Genomic DNA, 13,848 nt, shown 5'->3' with positions numbered 1-13,848 from the left:
CCGTCGTAGCTTTGCCACGGCTCCGGTTGACAGTTTCATAGTGTTTCGGTGGTCATAGCGTGAGGGAAACGCCCGGTTACATTCCGAACCCGGAAGCTAAGCCTCACAGCGCCGATGGTACTGCAGGGGGGACCCTGTGGGAGAGTAGGACGCCGCCGAACAAATTTTGAAAGAGCTGGTCCCCGAACTTCGGTTCAGGGACCAGCTCTTTTTTGTTGTGCGTCACTTTGCGTTCACTTTGCGCGACCAGCATCCGCTTCATGGGTACTGCTGCAATGCTCAGGGCCGCGGGCGTCAAAGCCGGTGACGAGGTCATCGTGTCGGCGTTCGGCAACGTCGAAGTCACGGAGGCCGTGACCCAGACCGGAGCCTCGGCCGTCTTCGCCGACATAGACCCGGCGACCTACTGCCTCGACGCCGGCGCGGTCGAGGCGGCCGTGACCGCACGGACCGCGGCCGTCGTCGTCGTCCACCGCTTCGGGCGGTCGGCCGACATGCCGCGACTGCGGGACGTCGGGCAGCGGCACGGACTCCTCATCCTCGAACTCGGCGAGTCCGAGGCCCCGTACGAGGACATCGCGCAACGCCGGGAACGAGCCGCCTACCTCGACGGGCGGCTGAACGGAGTGCGCACACCGGCCGGCGGCGACGGGCACACGTACCAGCAGTACGTGGTACGGGTGCCGGGCAACGGGCGGCCCGACCGGGACGCCTTCGCACGGGCCGTACGCGCCCGCGGAGTCGAGTGCCGGGTGCCGGTCAAGACACCGGTGCACCGCATGCCCGGATTCCGGCGGGACGTGTACCTCCCGGAGACCGAGCGGGCCGCCGACGAGACGCTGGCACTGCCCGTGGACGCCGCCCTGACGAAGCGGGAGATGCAGCGGATCGTCTCCGCCTGCAACGCGCTCGGCGGTCTCCTGCAGCCCGCCTTCTGATCCGACAGACTCCACACGGGTCAACAGGACTGGTTGGGAGCACGCTTCTGTTCGGGGTATGATCTATTTCGTTGCCGCGAGGGAAACCTCGGAAAAGGCGACCGGCCCCCCTAGCTCAGTCGGCAGAGCGTCTCCATGGTAAGGAGAAGGTCAACGGTTCGATTCCGTTGGGGGGCTCCACAGCAGAAAAGGCCTCGCCCTTCCGGGCGGGGCCTTTTTGCCGTCCCCATCAGGGACGGCACCGGCGAGGATCTCAGTCCACCTGCAGACCCGGCACACGCATCGCCAGAATCGCCATGTCGTCGGACGGGGCGTCGGAGGCGAAGCGTTCCACCGCGCGCATCACCCGCGCGGCCACCGCGCCCGCCGTCAGACCCGTGCACGTGGTGAGGACGTCCGTGAGACCGTCGTCGCCCAACATGCGGGTGCCCTCACGGCGTTCGGTGACGCCGTCCGTCACACACAGCAGGACGTCGCCCGGATCGAGGGTGACCGTCTGCTCGTAGAGCTCCAGGTCCTCCATGACGCCGAGCAGCGGCTGCGGTTCGGCTGCCGCCTCCACCGTGCCGTCCTGGCGCAGGCGGAGCGGGAGCGGATGGCCGGCGCAGACCACCTTCAGTACGGCGCTGCCGTCCTCCTGAGGCCACAACTCGCCGTACAGCAGCGTCAGGAAGCGGCTGCGGGCGCCCTCGTCGAGGATCGCCGAGTTCAGCCGCTCCAGGACCGCCGGGCCGCCGAAGCCCTCGCGGGCCAGCAACCGCAACGCGTGCCGGGCCAGGCCCGTGACCGCCGCCGCCTCCGGTCCCGTACCGCAGACGTCACCGATGGCGAAGCCGTAGGCACCGTCGCGGATGGGGAAGAGGTCGTAGAAGTCGCCGCCGACCTCGTTGCCCTCGCCGGCCGCGCGGTAGATGACCTCGACCTCCACGCCCTCGATGTGGGGGAGTTCCGGGGGCAGGAGGCTGCGCTGGAGGGACTGGCTGATCGCCGTGCGTTCCGAGTACAGGCGGGCGTTGTCGAGGGCCAGGGCGGCCCTGCGGGAGAGGTCCTCGGCCAGCTCCAGGATCTCCTGCCGGAAATGCTCGTCGGACGGCTTGCCGAGCGTCAGCATGCCGATGACCCGGTTGCGGGCCACCAGGGGCAGGACCACGGTCTCGCCGCCGACCGCCGCGGCCGTCGCCAGCGTCGTGCCGATACCGGAACTCACCGGTGAGCGGTCACCGAGGCCCAGACTGCGCATGGACGTGCGCAGCGCCGCCTGGTGGGCGGCCTCGGCGGGGGCCGGCCAGACGCGGGCGCCAGGGGTGGGCACCGGGTCTGGCGGGGCGATCTTCGACAGCAGCGCCTTGAGGCCGTCGATGCGTTCCTCGTCCTCGTGCAGCACGTAGGAGAGGTACGGGTCCGAAGCCTGGTCGGCGATCGTGTAGACGGCACACCAGGTGGCCAGGGTCGGCACGGTCATCTGGGCCATCAGGGCCAGGGTCTGGTCACGGTCGAGGGTTCCGGCGAGGAGGTCGGAGGCCTCCACGAGGAACGAGAGCGAGCCGCGGCGCAGGCGCTCCAGCTCGCCCAGGCGGGCCGACTCCACCGCCAGCGCGATCCGGTCCGCGGCGAACTGGAGGCGCAGCGCCTCCTCGTTGGAGTATCTGGCGGGAGATTCGGCGGCGACACCGAGAGAGCCCGTCAGTCGTCCCTCGACCTTCAGCGGGACCGTGACCACCGAGCGCATGCCGGTGCCGCCCAGCAGGGGTACGGCGCCGGGGACGACCATCAGGTCCTCGTGGACGGCCGGCATCCGGGCCGAACCGTAGCGGCCGGGGCCCGCCTCGACGGGGACACGGGCGAAGCGCTGGCGGGCGGAGGGCAGGCCCGTCGAGGCGCGTACCTCCAACTCCGTCTCGTCGTCGGTGGCGAGGAGCAGGAAGGCGGAGTCCCCGTCGAGCATGTCGCGGGCGCGCTCCACCGTGCGCTGGAGGAGGCCGTCGAGGTCGTCGGGGGCCGGAGAGCCGATGAAGACCTCGAAGGGGTCCGTGGCCTGGCCCTCGGAGCTGGTCGTCGTGTCCGTGGCGGAGGCGCGCAACGGGGTCTGCAGCACGGCGCGTTCGTGGTCGCGCACGAGGAGGCAGACGGTCGACGGCTCACCGCCCGTGTCACGGACCCGGAGGTGGGAGGCGTAGACGGGAGTGACCCGGCCGCTGGCGGCACGGATGCCGTAACTCCCCTCCCAGCGTGAGAGCTGGAGGGCCTCGACGATGCCGGTGCTGGTGCCCGGGGTGTGCGGCCAGGCCGCGAGGTCGGTCAGCGGTTTGCCCGTGACGTGCTCGGCTGCGTACCCGAAGAGGTCTTCCGCGTCCTCGTTCCACGCCGAGATGGAGCCGACGCGGTCGATCTGGACGACCGCGACACGCACCCGGCCGTCGGCGAGCGGAAGGAGTTCGGCGGGGAGCGACGGGCCCGCGGTGCGGGTGCCCACCGGGCGCTCGGGGAGGTCGAGCTGGAACCAGACCTGCTTGTGGGTGGGCGAGTACTCGACGCCCCAGTGGCCGGCCAGCGCCGCGCAGAGCTGGAGTCCGCGGCCGCCCTCGCGGTCGGGGCTGCCCATGTTCACCGCCGACGCCTGGAGTGGAATCTCACGTTCTGGGTAGCGGTCCGCCACCTCGATGCGTACGCCCTCGTCGCTGCGCAGACACAGGACGTCGGCGGAGGTGCCCGCGTGCACGACGGCATTGGTGACCAGCTCGCTGGTCAGGACCACGGCATCGTCGACGATGTCGGCGAAGCCCCAGCCCTGGAGGGTGTCGCGGACGAAGGAACGGGCGGTCGCGACCGAACGTCCCACGGGGTCGAAGCTGGCGGCCGCGCGCGCGGTGATCACAGAACTCCTTGTCCGGTTGTCGGCGTGCAGAGGTGCTGGGCCGGCCTGCGCCCGCTGGGGCAGCGCCTGGTTCCCTGTCGGCCGAGGATCCTGGGGCGATCCCCCAGGATGCAGTCCGGTGGTCATGGTGCGGTGCCCCTCCGATGCCTGCCCGCTCGTTCTCGTGCCACCGCCCAGGCCGGACGGACCGGTGTGGCTGGACAGCCGCATGCAAGGTTACTTACCTTCGCGGTCCATGCGGATGCCGGTCACCAGTGTTTCCGCCCGGAGAGGGCCCATGTTTCCCTCCGGAGGGTCCTGTGGTCCACGTCCGGACCGTGTGCGGACGATGTGCGAAGCTGCCGAACTGTTATGGCCTGGTTCAGCAGGGGTGAAACACTGGGAAGGCTCCAGTGGGGAGGTCCCGGCAGGCCGCGGGTCTTCCGGTTCGCCGAGCAGCAGTATCCCAGTACGCCGAGCAGTAATGGTCGACCCTTGCGGGAGGGACACAGTGGAGTCTGGCGCAGCGACGCGGGGCACTAAGACGCGCGCAAAAGACGGACAGTCCCTGAACAACCAGCGCGCACCGCGCAACGGCACCACCGAGGTGGACTCGGCGGCCCTGAACAGGCTGCTGGCCGCCCTGGTGTCGATGCGGGACGGCAATTTCCGCAAGCGCCTCACGGTCTCCGGTGACGGCGTGATGTCGGAGATCGCCGCGGTCTTCAACGAGGTGGCCGATCGCAACCTGCATCTGACGGGTGAGCTGTCGCGGGTGCGGCGGATGGTCGGGCGTGAGGGCAAACTCACGGAGCGGCTGGAGACAGGCGCCTGCGAGGGTTCCTGGGCGGCGGCGATCGACGCGTCGAACGCGCTCGTCGACGATCTCGTGCGGCCTGTCTCCGAGGTCGGCCGGGTGCTGTCCGCCGTGGCGGAGGGCGACCTGTCGCCCCGCATGGAGCTGCGGGCGCAGGCGGCTGACGGCAACGGTCATCCGCTGCGCGGGGAGTTCCTCAAGGTCGGACGCACGGTCAACAACCTGGTCGACCAGTTGTCGACGTTCACCGACGAGGTCACCCGGGTGGCCAGCGAGGTGGGCACCGAGGGCAAGCTGGGCGGACAGGCCCGGGTGCGCGGTATGTCCGGTTCGTGGAAGGACCTCACGGATTCGGTCAACACGATGGCGTACCGGCTGACGGCTCAGGTGCGTGACATCGCTCTCGTGACGACGGCGGTCGCCAAGGGTGACTTGTCCCGGAAGGTCACGGTTCACGTGGCCGGTGAGATGCTCGAACTGAAGAACACCGTCAACACGATGGTGGACCAGCTCTCGTCGTTCTCCTCCGAGGTGACGAGGGTCGCGCGCGAGGTGGGCACGGAGGGCGAACTCGGCGGTCAGGCGCAGGTGCCCGGTGTGGCCGGCGTGTGGAAGGACCTCACCGATTCGGTGAACCTCATGGCCGGCAACCTCACGGCCCAGGTGCGCGGGATCGCGCAGGTGACGACGGCCGTCGCGAACGGTGACCTGTCGCAGAAGGTGACCGTCTCCGCACGCGGCGAGGTCGCGCAGCTCGCCGAGACGATCAACCAGATGACCGAGACGCTGCGGACGTTCGCGGACGAGGTCACACGCGTGGCCAACGAGGTCGGCGGCGAGGGACGGCTCGGCGGTCAGGCGAACGTGCCGGGCGCGGCGGGTACGTGGAAGGACCTGACGGACTCCGTCAACACGGTCTTCCGGAACCTCACGACCCAGGTGCGGGACATCGCCGCGGTGACCACGGCCGTGGCCAACGGCGACCTGTCGCAGAAGGTCAGTGTCGAGGTCGCGGGCGAGATGCTGGAGCTGAAGAACACCGTCAACACGATGGTGGACCAGCTGTCGTCCTTCGGTGACGAGGTCACGCGCGTGGCGCGGGAGATCGGTGTCGAGGGTGAACTGGGCGGTCAGGCGCAGGTGCCGGGCGCGGCGGGCACGTGGAAGGACCTGACGGACTCGGTCAACACGGCGTTCAGGAACCTGACCGGTCAGGTCCGCAACATCGCGCAGGTGACGACGGCGGTCGCCAGCGGTGACCTGTCGCAGAAGGTCAGTGTCGAGGTCGCGGGCGAGATGCTGGAGCTGAAGAACACCGTCAACACGATGGTGGACCAGCTGTCGTCCTTCGCCGATCAGGTGACGCGGATGGCCCGGGACGTGGGTACCGAGGGCCGGCTCGGCGGTCAGGCCCGGGTGGACGGCGTGTCCGGTACGTGGAAGGAACTGACCGACTCCGTCAACTTCATGGCGGGGAACCTCACCTCGCAGGTGCGGCAGATCGCCCAGGTCACCACGGCGGTGGCGCGGGGTGACCTGTCGCAGAAGATCGACGTGGACGCGCGCGGCGAGATCCTGGAGCTGAAGAACACCATCAACACGATGGTCGACCAGCTCTCCGCCTTCGCGGACCAGGTGACGCGGGTGGCCCGTGAGGTGGGTACGGAGGGCCGGCTCGGCGGGCAGGCCCAGGTGCCGGGTGTCGCGGGCGTGTGGCGCGACCTGACGGACTCCGTGAACGGCATGGCGGGCAACCTGACCGCACAGGTCCGCAACATCGCGCAGGTCGCGACGGCGGTGGCGCGGGGTGACCTGTCGCAGAAGATCGACGTGGACGCGCGCGGCGAGATCCTGGAGCTGAAGAACACCCTCAACACGATGGTGGACCAGCTCTCGAACTTCGCCGAGCAGGTGACGCGGGTGGCCCGTGAGGTGGGTACGGAGGGCCGGCTCGGCGGACAGGCCGAGGTGCAGGGAGTCTCCGGCACCTGGAAGGACCTCACGCAGTCCGTGAACTTCATGGCGAACAACCTGACCATCCAGGTGCGCAACATCGCCGAAGTGACCACGGCCGTCGCCATGGGTGACCTGTCCAAGAAGATCACCGTCGACGCCAAGGGCGAGATCCTCGAACTGGTCACCACTGTCAACACGATGGTCGACCAGCTGTCGTCGTTCGCCGAGCAGGTGACCCGGGTGGCCCGCGAGGTGGGCACCGAGGGCCAGTTGGGCGGTCAGGCGCGGGTGCCCGGGGTCACGGGCATCTGGAAGGACCTGAGCGACAACGTCAACCTGATGGCCTACAACCTGACCATGCAGGTGCGGAACATCTCGCAGGTGGCGGCGGCCGTCGCCAACGGCGACCTGACCCGGACGGTGACGATCAAGGCGAGCGGTGAGGTCGCGCAGCTCGCCGACACCTTCAACACCATGGTGAAGACGCTGAGTTCGTTCGCCGAGCAGGTCACCAAGGTGGCCCGTGAGGTGGGTACGGACGGCATCCTCGGTGGTCAGGCGCACGTTCCGGGAGTCGCCGGTACGTGGAAGGACCTCACCGAGTCGGTGAACGGGATGGCGTCCAACCTGACCGGTCAGGTGCGCAACATCGCGATGGTCACGACCGCCATCGCCAAGGGCGATCTGACCAAGAAGATCGACATCGACGCGCGCGGCGAGATCCTGGAGCTCAAGACCACCATCAACACGATGGTCGACCAGCTGTCGTCCTTCGCGGAGGAGGTCACCCGGGTCGCCCGGGAGGTGGGCACGGAAGGGCAGTTGGGCGGTCAGGCGCGGGTCCGGGACGTCGACGGGACGTGGCGCGACCTCACCGAGTCGGTGAACGAGATGGCCGGGAACCTGACCCGGCAGGTGCGCGCCATCGCGCGCGTGGCGACCGCGGTGACCCGCGGCGACCTGAACCTGAAGATCGACGTGGACGCCTCGGGCGAGATCCAGGAACTCCAGGACTACATCAACAAGATGATCGCCAATCTGCGCGACACCACCATCGCCAACAAGGAACAGGACTGGCTCAAGGGCAACCTGGCGCGTATCTCGGCGCTCATGCAGGGGCGCCGGGACCTCGACGACGTCGCCTCGCTGATCATGAGCGAGCTGACGCCGGTGGTCTCCGCGCAGCACGGCGCGTTCTTCCTGTCGATGCCGCTGGTCGACGGGAGGGACGCGAGCGCCGAGGACGAGGAGGCGTACGAGCTGCGCATGCTCGGGTCGTACGGCTATTCGATGGGCTCGATGCCGACGTCGTTCCGGCCCGGTGAGGCGCTGATCGGGACGGCCGCCCAGGAGAAGCGAACGATCCTGGTGGAGAACGCGCCGAGCGGCTATCTGAAGATCTCCTCCGGGCTCGGTGAGGCGCCTCCGGCGCAGGTCATCGTGCTCCCGGTGCTCTTCGAGGGGACCGTGCTCGGTGTCATCGAGCTGGCCTCCTTCACGCCGTTCACGCAGATCCAGAAGGACTTCCTGAACCAGATCGCCGAGATGATCGCGACGAGCGTCAACACCATCTCCGTCAACACCAAGACGGAGGTGCTGCTCAAGCAGTCGCAGGAGCTGACCGAGCAGCTGCGGGAGCGGTCGGCGGAACTGGAGAACCGGCAGAAGGCCCTTCAGGACTCCAACGCGGAACTGGAGGAGAAGGCCGAGCTGTTGGCCCAGCAGAACCGCGACATCGAGGTCAAGAACACGGAGATCGAGGAGGCACGGCAGGTCCTGGAGGAACGCGCCGAACAGCTCGCGGTCTCCATGCGGTACAAGAGCGAGTTCCTCGCGAACATGTCGCACGAGCTGCGGACGCCGCTCAACTCCCTGCTGATCCTGGCCAAGTTGCTCGCCGACAACGCGGAGTCGAACCTCACCCCGAAGCAGGTCGAGTTCGCCGAGACGATCCACGGCGCGGGTTCCGACCTGCTCCAGCTGATCAACGACATCCTGGACCTGTCGAAGGTCGAGGCCGGGAAGATGGACGTGTCGCCGACACGTATCGCGCTGGTGCAGCTCGTCGACTACGTGGAGGCGACGTTCCGTCCGCTGACCGCGGAGAAGGGCCTCGACTTCTCGGTCCGTGTGTCGCCGGAACTGCCCGCCACGCTGCACACCGACGAACAGCGGCTCCTCCAGGTGCTGCGCAACCTGCTGTCCAACGCGGTGAAGTTCACCGACTCCGGAGCGGTCGAATTGGTGATCCGGCCCGCCGGCGCCGATGTGCCGGTGGCCATCCGGGAGCAGCTGCTGGAAGCGGGTTCGCTGCGGGACGCCGACGCCGATCTGATCGCGTTCTCCGTGACCGACACGGGTATCGGGATCGCCGCCAGCAAGATGCGGGTGATCTTCGAGGCCTTCAAGCAGGCGGACGGCACGACGAGCAGGAAGTACGGCGGTACGGGTCTGGGGCTGTCCATCTCGCGGGAGATCGCGCGTCTGCTGGGCGGTGAGATCCACGCGCAGAGCGAGCCGGGACGCGGTTCGACGTTCACGCTCTACCTGCCGCTGCACCCGAGCGAACTGCCCCCGCAGGGCTACGGGCAGCTGGCGCCCACCCTGGGGGCGGGGGAACTCCTCGCGTCCGAGGCGGAGTTGTCCGGGGCGGGCATCGAGACGCCGGCCGAGGTGAAGTCGTACCAGGAGGCCCAGAACGGGCCCGCGGCGCTCTTCAGGAGGCGCCGCAGGGCGCTGCCGGTGGCCGAGTCGCGTCCCGGGCTGACGGCGCAGCCGAACGGGGCCGGCGGGCCCGCCCAGGAGCAGTGGCCGGTCGCGGCGCAGCAGGAGACGGCGTCGCAGTCGCGCGGAGGCATCCGGTTCGAGGGCGAGAAGGTGCTGATCGTCGACGACGACATCCGCAACGTGTTCGCGCTCACCAGCGTCCTGGAGCAGCACGGTCTCTCGGTGCTCTACGCCGAGAACGGCCGCGAGGGCATCGAGGTCCTGGAGCAGCACGACGATGTGACGGTCGTCCTGATGGACATCATGATGCCCGAGATGGACGGCTACGCGACGACCACGGCGATTCGCCGGATGCCGCAGTTCGCCGGGCTGCCGATCATCGCGCTCACGGCGAAGGCGATGAAGGGCGACCGGGAGAAGGCCATCGAGTCCGGGGCTTCCGACTACGTCACCAAGCCGGTCGATCCCGATCACCTGCTCTCCGTGATGGAGCAGTGGATGCGCGGGGAGTGAACAGGGTGCGGATCGCTGTACGGTGTCCGCGTCCGGGATGCCGCGGTGTGCGCGTCGGCGGCTCGGCGCGGCCCGCCCGACGTCGGACAACCGGCCCTGGGCGAAGCCGTGTAGAAGCGCGGGATTCGGGGAACCTTCTGGTCTCCCGCTACGTTTCTGATAGGTGCACAGTGACATCGCGGTGACAGGGTGTGGCGACAGGCGGGGTGCGGCTACCATGACCGGCACAAGGACGGACGGCGCAAGGGAGCCGTCCCCTGGGGCGGCGCCCGGTGCACTGCCGGGACGAGGAGGGCGGGCCATGGTGCAGAAGGCCAAGATCCTCCTGGTCGATGACCGGCCGGAGAATCTGCTGGCGCTGGAGGCGATTCTCTCCGCGCTCGATCAGACACTGGTGCGGGCATCGTCCGGGGAGGAAGCGCTCAAAGCACTGCTCACGGACGACTTCGCGGTCATTCTGCTGGACGTGCAGATGCCGGGTATGGACGGTTTCGAAACCGCCGCGCACATCAAGCGGCGAGAACGGACCCGGGACATCCCGATCATCTTCCTCACCGCGATCAACCACGGTCCGCATCACACCTTCCGGGGGTACGCGGCGGGTGCGGTGGACTACATCTCGAAGCCGTTCGACCCGTGGGTGCTGCGCGCGAAGGTCTCGGTCTTCGTCGAGCTCTACATGAAGAACTGCCAACTGCGTGAACAGGCCGCGCTGCTGCGGCTCCAGCTGGAGGGCGGGGGCAAGGCGGCGCTCGGCACGGCCAAGGAGCCGGCCGGTCTCCTCGCCGAACTCTCGGCGCGGCTCGCGGCCGTTGAGGAACAGGCCGAGGCACTGTCCAAGCAGCTCGACGACGACTCGGCGGACGCGGCGGCGGTGGCGACCGCCGCTCATCTCGAACGCAAGCTCACCGGACTGCGCCGGGCTCTGGACGCGTTGGAGCCGGGCACGGGCAGCGGGGCACCGTCGGTTCCCTCGCAGAACTGACCTCCGGTCCCGCGCCGGGTGTGTCGCGGACCGGACTCCGGTTCCGCGAAGGGTGACGAGCGATGAGCCGGCCGCGGAGCAGCCGTCCCGGGCGTGATCGTTCCGGGGCAGCCGCGCGCGGTGATCCGGCGTCAGTTCCGGGCCCCGGCAAGGGCGACACGATCGGGTGAAGCTGTGGGCACACGTGTCCCTTGTCGTCTCCACCGGTAACCTCACACACATGGCCTCACGTCAGTCCGCAGCCAAGAAGCCGCCCGCGAAGAAGGCGGCCGCTCCGACGAAGGCTGCGGTGGGGAAGGCCCCCGCGAAAAAGGCGGTCGCCAGGAAGGCGCCCGCCAAGAAGGCCGCGGCGAAGAAGCCCGTACCCGCGCCGGCGCCCAGTCCGACCGCGGGTGTGTACCGGCTCGTACGGGCCGTGTGGCTGGGCCTCGCGCACGCCGTCGGGGCGATGTTCCGTGGCATAGGGCGGGGCGCGAAGGGGCTCGACCCGGCGCATCGCAAGGACGGTCTCGCGCTCCTGCTGCTCGCCCTCGCGCTGATCGTCGCGGCGGGCACGTGGTCGAATCTGCGCGGGCCCGTCGGCGACCTCGTCGAGATGCTGGTGACCGGTGCCTTCGGCCGGCTCGACCTGCTCGTCCCGATACTCCTCGCCGTCATCGCCGTCCGTTTCATCCGGCACCCCGAGAGGCCCGAGGCCAACGGGCGCATCGTGATCGGGCTGTCCGCGCTCGTCATCGGCGTGCTCGGACAGGTCCACATCGCCTGCGGGTCGCCCGCCCGCAGCGACGGCATGCAGGCGATAAGGGACGCCGGCGGCCTCATCGGCTGGGGTGCCTCCACCCCGCTCACCTACACCATGGGCGACGTCCTCGCCGTACCGCTCCTGGTCCTGCTCACGGTCTTCGGCCTGCTGGTCGTCACGGCCACGCCCGTCAACGCGATCCCGCAGCGTCTTCGGCTGCTCGGACAGCGGCTCGGCCTCGTCCCGGGAGACCCCGACGAGGCGCTCCTCGGCGACGACGACGAGCGCTACGACGAACAGTGGCGCGAGGCACTCCCCGCGCGCTCCCGCAGACGCCCGGGCGGCCCCGACGAGTACGACCCCGAGAGCGCCGAGGAAGAGGCGCTCACCAAGCGCCGCGGCCGCCCCCGGCGGGCTGCCGCGCGGCAGTACGACCCGAACCGGCCGATGGACGCCGTGGACGTCGCCGCGGCGGCCGCCGCCGCGCTCGACGGTGCCGTGATGCACGGCATGCCGCCCTCTCCACTGGTCGCCGACCTGACACAGGGCGTCACCGCGGAACGCGACGGGTACGAGGAGACGACCCCGGTTCCCGCCGCCCGCGCCAAGGCCGTCCCGGGAGCCAAGCGGCCCAGGCAGGAGTCCCTGGCCGTCGACTCCGTCGTGCCCGACCTCACCAAGGCCGCGCCCGACGCGCCGCGAGACCTGCCCCCGCGCGCCGAGCAGCTCCAGCTCTCCGGCGACATCACGTACTCCCTGCCCTCGCTCGACCTCCTGGAGCGCGGCGGCCCCGGCAAGACCCGCAGCGCCGCCAACGACGCGGTGGTCGCCTCGCTCCAGAACGTGTTCATGGAGTTCAAGGTCGACGCGGCCGTCACCGGCTTCACCCGCGGCCCGACGGTCACCCGCTACGAGGTGGAACTCGGTCCGGCCGTGAAGGTCGAGCGGATCACCGCGCTCACCAAGAACATCGCGTACGCCGTCGCCAGCCCCGACGTCCGGATCATCAGCCCGATCCCCGGCAAGTCGGCGGTCGGCATCGAGATCCCGAACACCGACCGCGAGATGGTCAACCTCGGCGACGTGCTGCGCCTCGCGGACGCTGCCGAGGACGACCATCCGATGCTGGTCGCGCTCGGCAAGGACGTCGAGGGCGGCTATGTCATGGCCAACCTGGCGAAGATGCCGCACGTCCTGGTGGCCGGAGCCACCGGTTCCGGCAAGTCCTCGTGCATCAACTGCCTGATCACGTCCGTGATGGTCCGCGCGACCCCCGAGGACGTCAGGATGGTCCTCGTGGACCCCAAGCGGGTCGAGTTGACCGCGTACGAGGGCATCCCGCACCTGATCACGCCGATCATCACCAACCCGAAGCGGGCCGCCGAGGCGCTGCAGTGGGTCGTGCGGGAGATGGACCTGCGTTACGACGACCTCGCGGCGTTCGGGTACCGGCACATCGACGACTTCAACCAGGCCATCCGCGACGGCAAACTGAAGACCCCCGAGGGCAGCGAGCGGGAGCTGAAGACCTACCCGTATCTGCTGGTGATCGTCGACGAGCTGGCCGACCTGATGATGGTCGCGCCCCGGGACGTCGAGGACTCCATCGTGCGCATCACCCAGCTCGCGCGCGCGGCCGGCATCCACCTCGTGCTCGCCACCCAGCGGCCGTCCGTGGACGTGGTCACCGGTCTGATCAAGGCGAACGTGCCCTCCAGGCTCGCGTTCGCCACCTCCTCCCTCGCCGACTCGCGGGTCATCCTGGACCAGCCCGGCGCCGAGAAGCTGATCGGCAAGGGCGACGGGCTGTTCCTGCCGATGGGCGCCAACAAACCGACCCGCATGCAGGGCGCCTTCGTCACCGAGGACGAGGTCGCCGCGATCGTGCGGCACTGCAAGGACCAGATGGCGCCGGTCTTCCGGGACGACGTCACGGTCGGCACCAAACAGAAGAAGGAGATCGACGAGGACATCGGTGACGACCTCGACCTGCTGTGCGCCGCGGCGGAGCTGGTCGTCACGTCGCAGTTCGGGTCCACCTCGATGCTCCAGCGCAAGCTGCGGGTCGGCTTCGCCAAGGCGGGACGGCTGATGGACCTCATGGAGTCGCGCGGCATCGTGGGGCCGAGTGAGGGATCCAAGGCACGTGACGTCCTGGTGAAGGGCGACGAGCTCGACGGCGTCCTCGCAGTGATGCGCGGGGAGGCCGGAGCGTAGAGCCCGCGGCCCGGGAAACCGGGACGCATCGGTCACCGGACCAGGGGGTACACGACATGTTGATATTCGAACGTGACTCACCCGTAAGGAGCCGAAGGG

The 13,848-nt window shown here is 69.2% G+C and carries 5 protein-coding genes, 1 tRNA gene and 1 rRNA gene; 6 read left to right on the top strand and 1 reads right to left on the bottom strand.

Annotated elements, in window-relative coordinates; all coding sequences use genetic code 11:
- Positions 1 to 44: 44 nt before the first annotated feature.
- The 3 genes from rrf to GFH48_RS11920 all read left to right on the top strand — a co-directional run bounded on the left by rrf (position 45) and on the right by GFH48_RS11920 (position 1,118).
- Positions 45 to 161: ribosomal RNA gene (gene rrf / locus GFH48_RS11930) — 5S ribosomal RNA — on the top strand.
- Between the two features lie 114 nt (positions 162 to 275).
- On the top strand, positions 276 to 938 hold the full coding sequence (locus GFH48_RS11925) for a DegT/DnrJ/EryC1/StrS family aminotransferase (RefSeq protein WP_153292868.1): 663 nt from the start codon (positions 276 to 278) through the stop codon (positions 936 to 938).
- A gap of 104 nt (positions 939 to 1,042) precedes the next feature.
- Positions 1,043 to 1,118 (top strand) — tRNA-Thr (locus tag GFH48_RS11920).
- 73 nt (positions 1,119 to 1,191) lie between these two features.
- On the opposite strand, the gene GFH48_RS11915 is transcribed toward GFH48_RS11920, so the two are convergent.
- On the bottom strand, positions 1,192 to 3,939 hold the full coding sequence (locus GFH48_RS11915; RefSeq protein ID WP_153288247.1) for a SpoIIE family protein phosphatase: 2,748 nt from the start codon (positions 3,937 to 3,939) through the stop codon (positions 1,192 to 1,194).
- A 364-nt stretch (positions 3,940 to 4,303) separates the two neighbouring features.
- Here GFH48_RS11915 and GFH48_RS11910 point away from each other — a divergent pair, with 364 nt between their 5' ends.
- The 3 genes from GFH48_RS11910 (at position 4,304) to GFH48_RS11900 (ending at position 13,749) form a co-directional block, all read left to right on the top strand.
- Positions 4,304 to 9,805 carry a HAMP domain-containing protein gene (locus GFH48_RS11910; RefSeq protein ID WP_153288246.1) on the top strand — a complete coding sequence of 1,834 codons (5,502 nt, stop codon included), beginning with the start codon at positions 4,304 to 4,306 and terminating at the stop codon, positions 9,803 to 9,805.
- 301 nt (positions 9,806 to 10,106) lie between these two features.
- Positions 10,107 to 10,790, top strand: coding sequence for a response regulator (locus GFH48_RS11905; protein ID WP_153288245.1), 684 nt, complete (start codon positions 10,107 to 10,109; stop codon positions 10,788 to 10,790).
- A gap of 220 nt (positions 10,791 to 11,010) precedes the next feature.
- On the top strand, positions 11,011 to 13,749 hold the full coding sequence (locus GFH48_RS11900) for a DNA translocase FtsK (RefSeq protein ID WP_153288244.1): 2,739 nt from the start codon (positions 11,011 to 11,013) through the stop codon (positions 13,747 to 13,749).
- Positions 13,750 to 13,848: the final 99 nt, after the last annotated feature.

The sequence above is a fragment of the Streptomyces fagopyri genome, from assembly GCF_009498275.1.
In the GTDB taxonomy this organism is placed as follows: domain Bacteria; phylum Actinomycetota; class Actinomycetes; order Streptomycetales; family Streptomycetaceae; genus Streptomyces; species Streptomyces fagopyri.
The sequence above is the reverse complement of the archived record's forward strand: the minus strand, read 5'-3'. Positions and strand labels throughout refer to the sequence as shown.

What these genes read in the sequence shown, in the direction of transcription:
- GFH48_RS11925 (WP_153292868.1), top strand. Translation starts at nt 276, where the DNA reads ATGCTCAGGGCCGCGGGCGTCAAAGCCGGTGACGAGGTCATCGTGTCG.
- GFH48_RS11915 (WP_153288247.1), bottom strand. Translation starts at nt 3,939, where the DNA reads ATGACCACCGGACTGCATCCTGGGGGATCGCCCCAGGATCCTCGGCCG.
- GFH48_RS11905 (WP_153288245.1), top strand. Translation starts at nt 10,107, where the DNA reads ATGGTGCAGAAGGCCAAGATCCTCCTGGTCGATGACCGGCCGGAGAAT.
- GFH48_RS11900 (WP_153288244.1), top strand. Translation starts at nt 11,011, where the DNA reads ATGGCCTCACGTCAGTCCGCAGCCAAGAAGCCGCCCGCGAAGAAGGCG.